This is a genomic window from Actinomycetospora callitridis, assembly GCF_028737265.1.
GTDB classification, from domain to species: Bacteria; Actinomycetota; Actinomycetes; order Mycobacteriales; family Pseudonocardiaceae; genus Actinomycetospora; species Actinomycetospora callitridis.
Genome location: NZ_JAQZAK010000012.1, coordinates 63226 through 77083, shown reverse-complemented (window position 1 = coordinate 77083; position 13858 = coordinate 63226). Strand labels below are relative to the sequence as shown.

Here is a 13858-nt window from a genome sequence, read left to right as displayed (position 1 = left end):
GACGCCGAATCGTTGGGTCCCGCCGAGCGTGAGCGAGCCGTTCCTCCCGCCTCAAGGGCGCCTGCGGCGCCGCTGCGCGGCCGGACGAGCCCGGCCCTTGACCCCGGAGACCTCGACGCCCCGCGGCGCCCGCACGCGGGGTGGAGGCAACCAGGACGCCTCCACCCGCAACCGGCGGGACCCCACCGCACCCACCTGTGCGACCGACGCAGCTGATCACTTCTGAGGAGAACGACATGAACGAGACGACGCTGACGATCGTCGGCAACCTGACCGATGCCCCGGACCTGCGGTACCTGCCGAGCGGGGCAGGGCGAGCAGGGTTCACGGTCGCCTCCACACCCCGGCGCTTCGACCGCCAGCAGGGCACGTGGACCAATGGCGATGCCCTGTTCCTGCGCTGTGTCGCATGGGGCCCGCTTGCGGAGCACGCCGCAGAGTCGCTGGACAAGGGCGACCGAGTCGTGGTGACCGGTCGGCTGCGGCAGCGGTCGTTCGAGACCGCCGAGGGCCAGCACCGGCAGCTGATCGAGCTCGAGGTCGACGACCTCGGGGTGTCGCTGCGTTATGCCACGGCACGCCCTCAGCGCACGACCGCGCCTGCCGGCCGCGCCGGCGACCCGGAGAGCGCTGAGGCCTCGGCGGAAGAGCTGGTGGGCGGCCATGGCTGACACGAACTGGCAGGTTCGCGCGGCGTGCCGGGGCGTGGATCCGGAGCTGTTCTTCCCGGAGCCGTCGGACGAGCCCCTGGTGCGCACGCAGGTCGCGGCGGCGAAGGCGGTGTGCCGGCGCTGCCCCGTGCGGGAGCAGTGCCTGGCCGAGGCGCTCGAGCGTCTTCCACACGGAGTCGCCGGTGGGTTGACCGAGCACGAGCGTCGACGAGCTCGGGCGCAACGCGAACGCCCCGGGGCGCGAAAGCCGCGGTGGCTGCTTCTCCTCGACGCCGGGTCCTCCTACTCGGAGGTTGCGGCCGAGTACGGGGTGAGCGTCCGCACCATCGCGCGTTGGGCCTCCCGCCTCCCCTCCGAGCAGTCGGCGCCCACTCAAGGGGCTGATCCCCGATGAGCGCGCTCGAGGTGAGTCGACGCGAACAGGCGGCGTGGAGGACCCGCGAGCTCGTGCGCGAGGTGGCGGTCACCGCGTTCGACGCAGCCGAACACCAAGAGCCGATCGAGGGCTTCCACGGGCTCTCCCGTCCCGTGCTGGACGACCCGCTCACCGGAGTGCGGGCGGGACGACTCGTTGCCGACGTCGCGATCGGGGCGCTGCGGAACTCAGCGCTGCGCGCTCGGAGCGCCGGCCACAGCTGGGACGCCATCGGCCATGCCCTCGGGCTCCCCGCCGACGCCGGCGGGAGCACCCGCGATGAGGCGGCGTGGGAGTGGCTCATCGAGCACCGACCTCCACCACCCGCGGCCGGCGTTCAGCTGACTTCAGCGGTGTGGACCTGCACGACGTGCCGCGGTCGGGTCCGCGACACCGGGCCGTTCGCTGCACACCCCGACGACCGGGAGACCGGCCATCACGACGACTGCGCCCGCCGCGCGGCGGCACTCGAGGTGTGGCGCCACGACGTGGAAGGAGACACCGATGCCTAGTCGCAGGCCGGCGCCCAGTGCACGAGTCGGTGAGCCGGCAGAGACGACGCGGCCGCTGCTGCTGGGGGTCGAGCTGGTCCGCGCGGATGTCGCGGCCCCGGTCCTCGGTCTCGTGTTGGGGGACGCGCCGTGCGGTGGGCCGATCACGTGGGCCCTGTTCGTCGACGCGGCGCTGGTCGGACGCACCGACGAGGCGATGACCGACGAGGCCGCCCAGGTGTGGGCGAAGCGCATGACGGGGGAGGGAACGCAGTTCCAGCTCGCCCGCGCTGGCGGCGGCTACTGGCTCGCACACGCCGGCCCAGGCGTGCCTGTGGGCCCGCAGCCCGGCGAGAGCGGGGGGCCGTCATGATCTCGACGCTACTGATCCTGGTGCTGATGGTCGGGTTGACCGCGCTGCTGGTCATCCGCGGCGCGATCCGTCAGGCGCTGGTGTGCGGGGCGTTCACGAGCTTGCCGGCGACGACGCTGGTCCAGGCTCTGCCCTGGCCCGTGTGGGTCATCGCCGGCGCGGTGTTGCTGCTGCTGGGCTGGCACCGCTGGTCACGCTCGCGCGCCACCGTGCTCCGGTGGTCGGCGCGGTCCCGGCGCCGCGCCGGGGTCGCCTCAAGCTTGGACGTGGCCCGTCACGCAGGAACGGTCGCGACCCGCCGACGGGCGTGCACGGTCCGCCCCTCGCTTGCGTCATTGTCGCGGCGGGAGCGACTGGGTGTGCCGACCAGCGCAGTCGGTGTCGAGCTGTGCCGAGTCGGGGTGCAGCGAGTGTGGTCCTCGATCGAGGACGTGACCCTGGTCTTCGGCGGGCCACGCACCGGGAAGACAGGCTGGCTCGCCGGTCGGGTCCTCGACGCCCCCGGCGCCGCGGTCGTCACCTCCACCCGCACCGACCTGCTCGAGCTGTGCGCCCCGATCCGGCAGAAGACCCGCGGGCCGGTGTTCGTGTTCAACCCGGTCGGGCTCGGCGGTCTGCGCTCGACGATCAGCTTCGACCCGCTGACCGGATGCACCGACCCGGTGACCGCGATGGAGCGGGCCACCGACATGGTCTCCGCGACCTCGAGGGCGGGCAGCGGAGACGCGGAGCGATGGGACGCCCAGGCCCGCCGGGTGCTCGCGGCCCTGTTGCACGCGGCCGCGCTCGGCGGCGGGTCGATGCGCGATGTCCTCGGCTGGGTCGCCGACAACGCCCGCGCCGCCCGCGAGGTGCCGGCGCTACTGCGGCGCAGCCAGGTGGAGTCCTTCGAGAAGGCCGCGGAGCAGTTCGTCGAGACCAACGACCGCACCCGCACCTCCATCACCAACTCGATCATGCCGGCGCTGGGGTGGCTCAACCATCCCGACGCCGCAGCCGCCGCAGCGCCGACCGACCAGCCCTTCGACGTGGAGGAGCTGCTCTCCTCGCGGGCCACGGTGTTCCTGCTCGGCGCCGAGGAAGCCGACACCGGGTCGCTGGTATGCGCCCTGACCGGGCACATCGCCCGCGAGGCCCGTCGGCTCGCGGTCGCCAAGCCGTCGGGGCGGCTCGATCCGCCGCTGCTGCTGGCCCTCGACGAGGCGGCGCTGATCAGCCCTGTCCCGTTGGAGAACTGGACCGCAGACATGGGAGGGCGCGGGGTCACGATCATCGCGCCGTTCCAGTCCCGAGCCCAGCTGCTGGCTCGCTACGGGGAACACAAGACCGCCACCATCCTGAACAACACCGGCTCGGTCCTGCTGTTCGGCGGCACCCGCGACCAGGCCGACCTGCAGTTCTGGTCGACCCTGGCCGGCGAGCGCGACGAGCGGATCACCACGACGGACCTGCACGGACGTGTGGCGTCGCGGACGGTGCGCAAGGTGCCGGTGCTCGCGGCGGCGCAGCTCGCGAACCTGCCTGCCGGGAAGGTCGTCGTCTACAGGCGGGGGATCGCCCCGGTGATCGGGCGAGCCCGCATGGCCTGGACCCGATCGGACGTGCGTGCCCAGCGGCAGCTTGTCGCGACCGGATGGCGAGGCCGCTGTCAGCGGGTGCGTGCGTGGGCTGACGTCGGCGTCGCAGCGCTGCGGCGCCGGGTCTCCGCTCCACGCCACCGAGGTCCCGCGATCGGCGCCTGGTGGTACCGGCTGGTCACCGCCCGCCGACGCACGACTCCGGGTCCCACCCCGCGCTCGGAGGACGCGCGGCCACTGGTGATCGACGTCGACCCGGTCGCCCCACCCGTGCTCGGCGAGCAGGACCGCAATCACCACGGTGAGAGGACGTGGATGAGATGACCACGCCGTACACGACACCCGATCCGACGAACGGCCAGCTGACCGGCGCGCAGCACGTGGCCTACCTCGACAGCCGCCCTGACGAGACCTCGCCGTTCAACCCGTCCGCGGAATACGGCGATCCGGACTGGCGCGAGCCGGCCTCGGACGAGGAAGCCCTGGCGCGCACCGCGTGGCTCGAGGAGAACGCCGCATCCGCGCCGGGCTGGTCCCAGCCGCCGACCACCGAGGTCGACGATGCCCTCGACGCAGCCCGCCAGCGGGCCGTCCATTCCGATTGGGCCCACGACCACGACCCGCACGCGTGGGCGGAGTACCGGCGGCTCGAAGCCCTCGCCGAGCTCGCCCCGCCGCCTGAGCAGGACGCCCTCGCCGACCTCGTAGACCGGCCCGGCGATGACCGCGGGCCGTTCACTGACACCCAGGGACGTCGGTGGTCCTCCACCGGTGCCTGGGCGGCCGGAACCTGTGACCCCGCCAAGGCACACGACACCACCCACCCGGACGACCTCGAGCGGCTGCGTCAGCGCATCGAGGACCTGCGCGCCTCGATCGCCGCCCGTGAGGCGAGCGCCGAGGGCGTGGTCGACGGTGAGGAGCGACGCGACCAGCTGGCCCGCTGGAACGACGACGACCACTGCGCCACGGGTGCGATCTCGGACGTACAGCGAGAGACGCAGGGCGACGGCGAGCCGGGGTGGGACCGATGAGCCGCCGCCCACCTGGACAAGCCGGCGGCGGGAGCGACGGCGACGCATTCGCCCGGGTTGAGGCACTCGCTGGCCTCGCCCGCGAGGTCGACGGGCTGCGCCGTAGCCTTGAGGAGCTCCTCGGGACACCGACGCGGGTCGATGACCTGGCGCGCACCGTCGCCCAGCTCGCCGACGCCGTTGCAGCCGCGCCGGCGCGACCTGGCCCGACCGTTGCGCCGTCCTGGCTGGCCGCACCCACCGACTCCGAAGCCCTCGCAGCGCTGCTCGACGAGCTGTGCCGGTGGCTGCACGCGATCTTCCTGCGCTACCCCGACGGTGCCGCGGTCTTGCCCGAATGCTGGCTCTGGCACCCCGACGTCGTCGAGGAGCTGCTCTGGCTCATGTACGCCTGGCGCGCCGCCTACGAGAGCCGGGGAGCCTCGGTGCAGCTAGCCGGGGACTGGCACGATCGCCAACGCCCCGGGGTCGTCCGTCGACTGCGCACCGCGGCCGGCTCGTGCTCCCGAGAACGCCACCAGACCCGACCCGGCTGGAACAGCGCGCCTCTCGGAGCCAGCCCGGTGCCCGGCGCCGAGGCCGCGACCTCGATCGCCTGGTGGTGGGCCGCCGCCCGCGACGACGCGCCCCCGGAGCCGGGCTCCAACGATCCGGCGGAACGCACCGGTTCCGGTATCAGCGCAGCCGTCAACGGCACCTCCCCGCGCAGCGGTTGGTCTCGATGAGCGCCGCCGGCGAGGCCGAGACCCGCGTCGAGCAGCGAGCCCGCGAAAAGGTCGAACACGCTGAATGGGACCGGCTCAGCGACATCTACTTCGCACACATGAATGCGATCGCGCCCGACCAGTTCCACTGCTTCTGCGGCTCCCTCGACGACCTCCGCCAAGCGGTCGCCGATCTGGACCGGCAAGCAGCGCGCGACCCGGCGAGGCAACCCACCGCGGCCCAGGCCGCCGAACACCGTGCCGCCCGCCAGGACGACGAACAGTCCCACCAGAGCCGCCACGAGCAGCTTGCCCGTTGGCATGGCGAAGACCGCGCCGGCGAGCACGCCGCCGCCGACGCGGACGCCGGGTGAGGCCGGTGACCGAGAACCAGCTCGAACCCGACGCCTCGGTAGAACGGGTGTCCCCATCGGGAGCGAAGGGCGCGCTCCTGTGGCTTCCGGGACTGGCCGTCGCGCTCGGCGCAGCCATCGCGACCGCCCACGGCCTGTTCGAGGTCGCCGTCGCCGCCCGGGTACCGACCGGGATCGCCTGGCTCTATCCGCTGATCACCGACGGGCTCGCGCTGGTCGCCTATAGCGCCACCGCCCGGCTCCGCGACGGCGCAGCTCGCTACGCGTGGGTTGTCGTCGTCACCGCCGCCGGGCTCTCCGGGCTCGCCCAGGCCACATACCTCGCCGGCGGACCCACCGTCGAGGTCGCGCCCGCACTGCGCTTCGGGGTCGGCGCCTGGCCGGCCGTCGCCGCAGCCGTGGTCGCCCACCTGCTCTACCTCCTCGCCACCGCCGACCCATCGACGGAGCGAGCCGTTCAGCCGCGCCGGGACCGCAACGAGGCGCTCGACGAGGTGGTCGTTCAGCGCAGCAGCGTTCAGACCGGGCCGTTCACTGCTCCCGCTGTTCAGCCCGAGGCCCTCCCGCCACCCGTACAGGCGGCGCCGAGCGGCGCAACAGAATCAGCCGACCACCGCGATGCAGGAGACGCCTCTGGCGATCCGCCGCGGTCGAGGCCTGCGTCCTCGCCCGCTCGCGACCGGGCTGAGGCCGCCGCGTCGCGGCACGCCCAGCGCCACGGCGCCTGGCCCACCGTCTCCGAGCTCGAGACCGCCGCCGGCGTGTCCCGAGGCACCGCCGCCGTCGCGCTCAAAGCGCTCCGAGACCGACCGCTGCCCCTCCACCTGATCAACATCACCGACCCGAACACCACCGACGAGGCCCAGCCATGACCATCGAAGCGCCGATCACCACGACCAGCAGCACCGACCACGACCAACGACAAGGACAAGAGCAAGAACCAAGAGCACGACCACTTCCCGACACCGATCACTACGCCGAACAGACGACCAGACACGACCAACAAGACACCAAGACGAAAAGATCAAGGGAAAGATCAGAAGACGCACACCTAGGCATCACGATCCGAGGGTGGTGGCCGGCCTTCGGCCGGCTAGAAGAGCCGTCTGCCGCTGAGGTCTGCCCGGACACGCCTCTGTCGATCTTCGCGAGGTCGTCCGGATGCTGAGTGTCTCGTCTGGCTACTCGCCGGACTACCTGCTCAACGAAGTCGCGACCGGCCGCGAGTCCTACTACACCGGTGCGGTCACCGACGGCGAGCCGCCAGGCCGTTGGTGGGGCGCCGGCGCGGAGAAGCTCGGTCTGAGCGGGCTCGTCGATGCCCAGGACATGCGCGGGATCTACGAGCGCTTCCTCGACCCACGGCACGACGGCTTCTCCGACCCGGAGCGGTGGGACGAGGTCCCGACCCTCGGGCATACCGGACGGCGCTACGCCAGCGAGGATGAGTTGTACGCCGCCGCGCTTGAACGAGAGCCCGACGCCAGCGCTGAACGCCGTGCTGAACTACAGGTCGAGGCGGGCAAGCAGGCTCGCCACAACGTCGCCTTCCTCGACGCCACGTTCAGCGTTCAGAAGAGCGTCACCGTGCTGCACACCGCGTTCGAGGCCCAGGAGGTCAAAGCCTGCAATGCCGGCGACGAGGACACAGCAGCGGCGTGGGGCGAGTACCGCCAGGCCGTCGAGGACGCGATCTGGGCGGGCAACAACGCAGCTCTCACGTACCTGCAGGACAAGGCCGGCTACGCCCGCGTCGGGCACCACGGCGGCGCCGCCGGGCGATGGGTCGACGCGCACGGCTGGGTCGTGGCGTCGTTCTTCCAGCACGACTCCCGCGACCACGACCCGCAGCTGCACATTCACAACCCGATCCTCAACCGCGCCCCAGGTGACGAGGACGACGAGTGGCGCACCCTCGACTCGCGGGCGATCCACAAGTTCCGGCCCGCCGCGGCCGCGGTGGGCGAGCGCACCACCGAGGAGCACCTCGCCCGAGCGCTCGGGCTGCGCCTCGCGATGCGCCCGGACGGCAAGGCCCGCGAGGTCGCGGGTATCGACGACACGGTCACCGACCTGTTCTCCTCGCGGCGCCGCGCGGTGACCGAGAAGGCCGCAGAGCTGATCGGCGAGTTCGAAGCGCACCATGATCGGGAAGCCAACGGCCTCGAGCGCGACCGGCTCTCGCGGCAGGCCACCATGGCGACCCGCCAGGCGAAGTCCCACGACGGAGAGACACGCACCCAGTTCCTCGACCGTGTCGACGCCCAGCTGCGCGGCGAGGTCGCCGGCGGGTTGCGCGCCGTCGTCGACGACGTCCTCAGTGCGCGTGAGCAAGACAGGCCGGCGGCGGGAAAGTGGTCACCGAAAGAGGTCCTCGAGACCGCGCTGGCCGATGTCCAGACCCGCAAAGCCGCCTGGACGCGCGCCGACCTCACCCGCGCGATCAACGATGCCCTGCCCGACACCCTCGGACTGACCGACGGCGGCGACGTGGCCGGCCTGCTGGACTGGCTCACCGACGAGGGGCTCGCGCTCTCGACCCCGCTCGATGCCGCCCGACCCGGCGATGCCGCCCTACCCGATGAGCTCCGTTTGGCGAACGGCCGCTCGGCCTATGACGCTCCCGGCGCGAATCTCTACGCCACCCCCGATCACGTCCACACCGAACGCGCGATGACCGCCGCCGCCCGCCGCGGGGACGCCGCCGCGACGCCGGCTGTGATCGCGGACCGGTTCCTCGGTCGGCTCCGGGAGTCTGGCCGCGAGCTCGGCGTGGATCAGGCCGCCGCCGTGCGTGGGGTCCTTACCTCAGGAGCGCGGATCGAGACCCTCGTCGGACCCGCTGGGACAGGCAAGAGCTTCGTCGTCGGCGCCCTCGCCAGAGCCTGGTCGGATCCCGGGCTCCGGGGCGCCGCCGCGGGCCGCGTCTTCGGGCTCGCCACCAGCCAGATCGCCACCGGAATTCTCGCCGACGAAGGCCTCGATGCCCGCAATGTCAAACGCTGGCTCGGCACGCAAGACCGTCTCGCGGTAGGCGCGCAGGTGGACGACACCTCGAGGTGGCGGCTGCGGGCGGGTGACCTCGTCGTGGTCGACGAGTCCGCGATGACCGACACCGCGGCCCTGGCCGCGATTCACGGGCACGTGGATGCCGCCGGGGCGAAGCTTCTCCTGGTCGGCGACCACCGCCAGCTCGCCGCCGTCGGAGCCGGCGGGGCCATGGACCTGCTCGCCCACACTGGCGCGCGTTACGAGCTCACCGAGACCCGCCGCTTCCGTGAAGACTGGGAAGGGCCAGCGTCTCTGCGCCTGCGCGACGGCGACGACACCGTGCTGCGCGACTATCACCGCCACGGGCGACTCGTCGACGCCGGCACCCTCGACGATGCCGAGGCCTCTGCCAGCCGCGCCTGGCTCGCCGACACCCTGGCCGGGCGGCACTCGGTACTCGTGGTCGACACCAACGAGCGAGCCGACCGGCTTGCCGGCGCGCTGCGCGCTGAACTGGTCCGCCTCGGACACGTCGAGGAGCAGGGCGTGCCGCTGGGACGGGACGGCAACGACGCCGGTGTGGGCGACCTCGTCGCCACTCGCCGCAACGGCTGGGAGCTCGCCGGGCATGAGGGCAATCGACGTGGGCCGATCAATCGGGAGACCTACCGCGTCACCGCCGTCGGCGAGGACGGCTCGCTGACCGTGGCCCCCGTCCACGGCTGCGGCTCCGAGGGCGCTGAGGTTCTCGGCGACCCGATGGTTCTGCCCCGCGACTACGTCGCCGCCGACGTGGCGCTGGCCTACGCCGGCACCGTCCACGCGACCCAGGGTCTCACCGTCGACACGAGCCACCTCGTCGCCGGATCAGGCACGAGTCGCGCCGCGAGCTACGTCGGGCTCACTCGCGGCCGAGCGTCCAACACGGCCCACGTCGCCACCATCTCCGGACCCATCGATCCCGCCGACGGCTCGCCCGGAGATCACTCCCTGCACCGCGACCCGGTCGCCGTGATGGCCGGGATCGTGACTCGCGACGACGGCATGGAGTCCGCCTCCGCGCTCACGACGGCGACCGAGTCCGCCACCGAGGCCGGCAGCACCCGCACCGCTGGGGAGCTCTTCAGCGATGCCGCGCACCTGGCCGCTACCGAGCGCACCGGGCGCTGGCTCGACGAGTTGGTCGTCCAGGGCGCCATCACCGGTCACGATCGCGCCCGTCTCGCCGCCGAGGACGGCGCCGCCTCGTTGACGCGCATCCTGCGTCGCGCCGAACTCGCCGGCCACGACCCGGAGAGCATCCTGCGCGAAGCAGTCGCCGACCGGCCCCTCGCGGGCGCGCGCAACCTCACCAACGTCGTCCATGGCCGCATCCGCGACGCCCACACCTTCGATCCCGAGGGCCGCACCTGGACCGACTGGACCCCGACCACTGGCCGGGCCGACTGGGACCGCTATCTGACCTCGCTCGCCGAGGCTGCCGATCGACGCAGCGCCGAGATGGGCGAACAGCTCGCCACGGCCCCGCCACGGTGGCTCACCGATGCTCTGGGTCCGGTTCCCGACTCGCTCGCGGAGCGCGACCAGTGGCAGGACCGGGCGAGGTCCGTCGCCGCCTGGCGCGAGCTCAGCGGCCACGACGCCGACGAGGATGCGCTCGGTCCCGCGCCGGGCCCCGGCAAGGTCGAGGCCTACGCCGCCTACCGTGCGGCCTGGCGCGCCCTCGGCCGCCCTGAGATCGATCGCGAAGAGCTCGAGCTCTCAGACGGCCAGCTCCGGATGCGCGTGCGTGCCCACGAGCGCGAAGCTGCTTGGGCGCCCCGATATGTCGCTAATGAGCTCGCCGGCACCCATCAGGCCGCCACTCGTGCCCAGGAGGACGCGCAGCTCCGGCGGGCTGAGGCCGACGCCTCCACAGCCCCCGACGACCAGAGCCGGCTCCACGGCGAAGCCCAACAGACCGCGACCCTCGCCGGTGCTCTCGAAGCGCGTGCCGCCGAGCTCAGTGAGCTCGACGAGGCCCGCTCCCGGTGGCTGGCCCACACTGCTGGCACCCGAGCCGCCGCCGAACGTGCCAAGGCCGAGCTCGCAGCCCGCCATGCCGATGACGCCGAACCTGAGCAACGCACCACCGCGGCCGAGTGGCTCGCTGCGCACCGAGCAGAGATCGCAGCCGACGAGACTCACCGTGAGGTCACCGACGACGACGTCACGGACCGTCCGAACGACCTTCACCAGCACGAAGACGAGGAGGTGGACCGCGCCCCCGAGGACCGCGACGACGAGGACCACGAGGTCGAGGCGAGCGGGCCCGACATCCGAGAGGTGGCTGCCTCGGAGCCGAGCCCCGTGGCCGAAGACCACGTGCGCGTACCCAGCGCCGACGAGACGTCAGCAGCCGTCGAGAAGGCGAACCGCGCGCTCGCCGAGATCCGCGCTCGCGAGGACGCCGACGCACGAGAGGAAGCCGATTACCGGGCGGAGCAGCTCACACACTGGCAAGCCCGCGACGAGGAGGTCAAGACCTCCGATCCCTCGGACGAGTCTGTCGATGTCACCGACGCCGAGGGCGCCGGCGACCTCGACGAGGTCGACGCGTGAACCACGTCGCTACTTCTCGATCGACACCTGGACCTCGAGCGGTGGAGGACCCTGACGACGCCAGGCCCACCGAAGCGTCGCCCGCACTCCCTCACACCAGCCAGGTCGAGACCGCGCGAGGTGCGGGCGAGTCTCCTCGAGCCGTGCGGCGGCGAGCCACTCCGCCTCGATCAATTCCTCGTACGCCATCGCCGTCCGTCGCGTGGCAGGTGCCGGCGTGGAGTCGGTCAGGCCGTTCGCGAGGCGGGACGGTGCCGTAGCGAGCCATCGGCACGTGGCCGCCACGCCAGCCGCGTACCAACCCTCACCACCCCGAGACACGTCATGGTGATCTCGGTCGGATGCCGCACGCCAGACCGCCACGAACTCGCTACGAGGTACGCGGACGTTGCGTGCGGGAATGGCCGCGACGTCTGCGTCGGTCACCTCCATGGCCGACACGGTGACACCTTGCACCGACACCTGGAAGTCCGATTCGTGCTCTGTGCTCAGAAGTGATCGGCCTTGCGTCCCGATGTGCCCTGGCTGAACATTCGGCTGAGCCCCCGACCCGGAGGGCGAGCGGCCGGGTTACCGTCCGCTTATTCGGCACCCACGGAGGAGCATCACATCATCATCATGTCGTGCATGCCGGGGATCGTCAGCCCGGGAACGGCGGTCGGGGCGACGAGAACGACGATTCCGATGAAGACGAGAAGTGCCGCCGTCCCGTAGGTGACCAGGGAGCGCCACGGTGCGATCTTCTCGACGGCGATGAGGACGGCGACGAACGCCATCCACAGGATGCTCATGACGCCGAGGGCGAACAGTGCGTTTCTCAACCTCCTTGAGAGGAGTGCGCACCGATCGCGACCACCCGGCCACGTGGCTTGTAGATGTTGAGCACCGCGACAACGAGGAGAACGACGAGGCCGGCGGCGGGGTGGAAGACGTCGCCACCCAGGTGGAGCAGCTCTTCCGGTGCCGCGACCGATGCACTGCGCGCGGCTTCGCTGACGTCCCGCATGTGCAGCACCGTGATCAGTGTGGCGAAGCCCGTCAAGACAAGACTGATCACCACCCACCAGTGCTGGAAGAGCCCCCATGCGGTGCTCACTGAGATCGCCAGCCCGGTGAGTAGTGCGGCCACAGCGAGAGGCACCACGACGGTCCACCCCAGAATGTTCAGCATCGACCACGCACTGCGGATCGTGGCCAGTTCGCCACTCGAACCGGCGACGATTGCGACGGCAAGGTACGAGACCGCAGCGCCCACCCACCCGACCGAAGCCACGAGATGCACCGTCAGCAGGCCCAGTCGCACTCTGCGATCGAGCATCACGCGCCTGCGCTTCCCACGTCGACGGTCGCCGTCTGGATGTCGTCCAGGGACGCACCGTGCAGCGAGGGTCCGTGAGAGGGTGCGCGGAGAACCGTGTGGGCAAGCAGGAGGAGCGCCACGGCGAGAACGACCAGCGCGAACACCTTGACCCAGCGCGGCACCAGCACCCCGCCTCGATCGACCTGGTCCTGAGTCGTGTCCGGCTCTCGAGCTTCGTCGGGCACGCCCACCTCCTGCGACTGCGTTTTGCGATACATTGTGTCTATACCGTGACGCTTTGTCGACACCCATCGGTGGTGCCGCGGTAGGTTTGCGGCGTGCCGAAGCTCTGGGACGAGACCGTCGAGTCCCACCGCCGCGTGGTCCGCGAGACGGTGGAGGACGCCGCCTGGTCGCTCGTCACCGAGCACGGACTGAGGGCCGTGACCATGGCCAAGGTCGCGGCAGCCGCGGGGCTCTCTCGCGCGACGATCTACAAGTACTTTGCCGACGTCGAGTCGATCCTCGCGGCCTGGCACCAGCGGCATGTCGACGTGCACGTTGCGCAGCTGACAGCTCTGAGCGAAGTAGCCGACGAACCGGGACGCGTCCTCCGATCTATTCTCGCCGCCTACGCTGAGATCGTCGCCCAACGGGGCCAGCACGGTCCCGAGCTCGGCGGGTTGCTCCATCGCGCGGGCGAACACAGGAACAGCGAGGAGCTGGTCGACGAGCTCCTGCGCCGAGTGCTCACGTCCGCCGTCGATTCAGGTCAGGTTCGGGCGGACATCGGGGTCAACCGCCTCGTCAGCTACTGCAGACACGCGCTGGGTGGGGCGGCCGAGTTCCTCTCGACGGAGGGCGTTGATTGCCTGGTCGAGCTCACGCTGGCGGGGTTGAGGCCAGACAGTGCGCGGCAGGAATCCTGCGAGGCGCGATGACCTACGTGATCGCCGAGCCCTGCGTCGACATCATCGACCGCTCGTGTGTCGAGGAGTGTCCCGTCGACTGCATCTACGAGGGCTCCCGCATGCTCTACATTCAGCCCGACGAGTGCGTGGACTGCGGCGCCTGCGAGCCGGTCTGCCCGGTCGAAGCCATCTTCTACGAAGACGATGTGCCCGACGCGTGGGCCCATTTCGCCAGGATCAACGTCGAGTTCTTCGACGAGCTGGGTGCCCCCGGCGGTGCGGCACGGGTCGGAGTCGTCGGCCATGACCATCCCGACGTCGCGTCGACGCCGTACCGCCTCGGATGATCCACATCGCCGACGGCGACGGCACGAGGCGGCGACGAGAGAGGGCCCAGGCCGGCGACGACGTCTTGG

The 13858-nt window shown here is 71.4% G+C and carries 15 protein-coding genes; 12 read left to right on the top strand and 3 right to left on the bottom strand.

Translation table 11 applies throughout. From position 1 onward, the window contains the following. The first annotated feature begins 236 nt into the window (after nucleotides 1-236). The 10 genes from ssb (at nucleotide 237) to mobF (ending at nucleotide 11231) form a co-directional block, all read left to right on the top strand. A complete protein-coding gene (gene ssb, locus PH191_RS26730) occupies nucleotides 237-671 on the top strand; it encodes a single-stranded DNA-binding protein (RefSeq protein WP_274197675.1) in 435 nt (144 codons plus the stop codon). Beyond that, a complete protein-coding gene (locus tag PH191_RS30005; RefSeq protein ID WP_337994105.1) occupies nucleotides 568-1065 on the top strand; it encodes a WhiB family transcriptional regulator in 498 nt (165 codons plus the stop codon). The genes ssb and PH191_RS30005 overlap by 104 nt, the downstream gene beginning before the upstream one ends. Next, nucleotides 1062-1598, top strand: coding sequence for a hypothetical protein (locus PH191_RS26720; RefSeq protein WP_274187525.1), 537 nt, complete (start codon nucleotides 1062-1064; stop codon nucleotides 1596-1598). Before PH191_RS30005 ends, PH191_RS26720 begins: the two co-directional genes overlap by 4 nt. Further along, on the top strand, nucleotides 1591-1950 hold the full coding sequence (locus PH191_RS26715) for a hypothetical protein (protein ID WP_274197674.1): 360 nt from the start codon (nucleotides 1591-1593) through the stop codon (nucleotides 1948-1950). Before PH191_RS26720 ends, PH191_RS26715 begins: the two co-directional genes overlap by 8 nt. Nucleotides 1951-1976: 26 nt before the next feature. Beyond that, a complete protein-coding gene (locus tag PH191_RS26710) occupies nucleotides 1977-3851 on the top strand; it encodes a type IV secretory system conjugative DNA transfer family protein (RefSeq protein ID WP_274197673.1) in 1875 nt (624 codons plus the stop codon). After that, the gene (locus PH191_RS26705; protein ID WP_274197672.1) at nucleotides 3848-4561 is read left to right on the top strand and encodes a hypothetical protein; all 714 of its coding nucleotides are present in this window, start codon (nucleotides 3848-3850) and stop codon (nucleotides 4559-4561) included. The genes PH191_RS26710 and PH191_RS26705 overlap by 4 nt, the downstream gene beginning before the upstream one ends. Further along, nucleotides 4558-5286 (top strand): hypothetical protein, encoded by a 729-nt coding sequence (locus PH191_RS26700; RefSeq protein WP_274197671.1) that lies wholly within the window; start codon nucleotides 4558-4560, stop codon nucleotides 5284-5286. The genes PH191_RS26705 and PH191_RS26700 overlap by 4 nt, the downstream gene beginning before the upstream one ends. Continuing rightward, on the top strand, nucleotides 5283-5639 hold the full coding sequence (locus tag PH191_RS26695; RefSeq protein ID WP_274197670.1) for a hypothetical protein: 357 nt from the start codon (nucleotides 5283-5285) through the stop codon (nucleotides 5637-5639). Before PH191_RS26700 ends, PH191_RS26695 begins: the two co-directional genes overlap by 4 nt. Before the next feature lie 5 nt (nucleotides 5640-5644). After that, nucleotides 5645-6511, top strand: a complete 867-nt coding sequence (locus tag PH191_RS26690) for a hypothetical protein (protein ID WP_274197669.1) — start codon at nucleotides 5645-5647, stop codon at nucleotides 6509-6511. Nucleotides 6512-6800: 289 nt separating this feature from the next. Then, entirely contained in the window at nucleotides 6801-11231 is a 4431-nt protein-coding gene (gene mobF, locus PH191_RS26685) for a MobF family relaxase (RefSeq protein ID WP_274197668.1), read from the top strand. Between the two features lie 605 nt (nucleotides 11232-11836). On the opposite strand, the gene PH191_RS26680 is transcribed toward mobF, so the two are convergent. From PH191_RS26680 to PH191_RS26670, 3 genes are read right to left on the bottom strand one after another with little or no spacing between them, the layout of a single operon-like run. Beyond that, nucleotides 11837-12052 carry a copper chaperone gene (locus PH191_RS26680; RefSeq protein WP_274197667.1) on the bottom strand — a complete coding sequence of 72 codons (216 nt, stop codon included), beginning with the start codon at nucleotides 12050-12052 and terminating at the stop codon, nucleotides 11837-11839. Further along, complete coding sequence (locus tag PH191_RS26675) at nucleotides 12049-12534, bottom strand: DUF2269 family protein (RefSeq protein WP_274197666.1); 486 nt, start codon at nucleotides 12532-12534, stop codon at nucleotides 12049-12051. The genes PH191_RS26680 and PH191_RS26675 overlap by 4 nt, the downstream gene beginning before the upstream one ends. 14 nt (nucleotides 12535-12548) lie before the next feature. Further along, nucleotides 12549-12776, bottom strand: coding sequence for a hypothetical protein (locus tag PH191_RS26670; RefSeq protein WP_274197665.1), 228 nt, complete (start codon nucleotides 12774-12776; stop codon nucleotides 12549-12551). A gap of 93 nt (nucleotides 12777-12869) precedes the next feature. Between PH191_RS26670 and PH191_RS26665 the strand changes: the two genes are divergently transcribed. Both PH191_RS26665 and fdxA read left to right on the top strand, forming a co-directional pair. Further along, nucleotides 12870-13472 carry a TetR/AcrR family transcriptional regulator gene (locus PH191_RS26665; RefSeq protein ID WP_274197664.1) on the top strand — a complete coding sequence of 201 codons (603 nt, stop codon included), beginning with the start codon at nucleotides 12870-12872 and terminating at the stop codon, nucleotides 13470-13472. Continuing rightward, nucleotides 13469-13789 carry a ferredoxin gene (gene fdxA, locus PH191_RS26660; RefSeq protein ID WP_274197663.1) on the top strand — a complete coding sequence of 107 codons (321 nt, stop codon included), beginning with the start codon at nucleotides 13469-13471 and terminating at the stop codon, nucleotides 13787-13789. The genes PH191_RS26665 and fdxA overlap by 4 nt, the downstream gene beginning before the upstream one ends. Nucleotides 13790-13858 lie beyond the last annotated feature (69 nt).

Excerpts from the sequence above, each read along its gene's own strand:
- ssb (WP_274197675.1), top strand. The coding sequence starts at position 237 with ATGAACGAGACGACGCTGACGATCGTCGGCAACCTGACCGATGCCCCG.
- PH191_RS30005 (WP_337994105.1), top strand. The coding sequence starts at position 568 with ATGCCACGGCACGCCCTCAGCGCACGACCGCGCCTGCCGGCCGCGCCG.
- PH191_RS26720 (WP_274187525.1), top strand. The coding sequence starts at position 1,062 with ATGAGCGCGCTCGAGGTGAGTCGACGCGAACAGGCGGCGTGGAGGACC.
- PH191_RS26715 (WP_274197674.1), top strand. The coding sequence starts at position 1,591 with ATGCCTAGTCGCAGGCCGGCGCCCAGTGCACGAGTCGGTGAGCCGGCA.
- PH191_RS26710 (WP_274197673.1), top strand. The coding sequence starts at position 1,977 with ATGGTCGGGTTGACCGCGCTGCTGGTCATCCGCGGCGCGATCCGTCAG.
- PH191_RS26705 (WP_274197672.1), top strand. The coding sequence starts at position 3,848 with ATGACCACGCCGTACACGACACCCGATCCGACGAACGGCCAGCTGACC.
- PH191_RS26700 (WP_274197671.1), top strand. The coding sequence starts at position 4,558 with ATGAGCCGCCGCCCACCTGGACAAGCCGGCGGCGGGAGCGACGGCGAC.
- PH191_RS26695 (WP_274197670.1), top strand. The coding sequence starts at position 5,283 with ATGAGCGCCGCCGGCGAGGCCGAGACCCGCGTCGAGCAGCGAGCCCGC.
- mobF (WP_274197668.1), top strand. The coding sequence starts at position 6,801 with ATGCTGAGTGTCTCGTCTGGCTACTCGCCGGACTACCTGCTCAACGAA.
- fdxA (WP_274197663.1), top strand. The coding sequence starts at position 13,469 with ATGACCTACGTGATCGCCGAGCCCTGCGTCGACATCATCGACCGCTCG.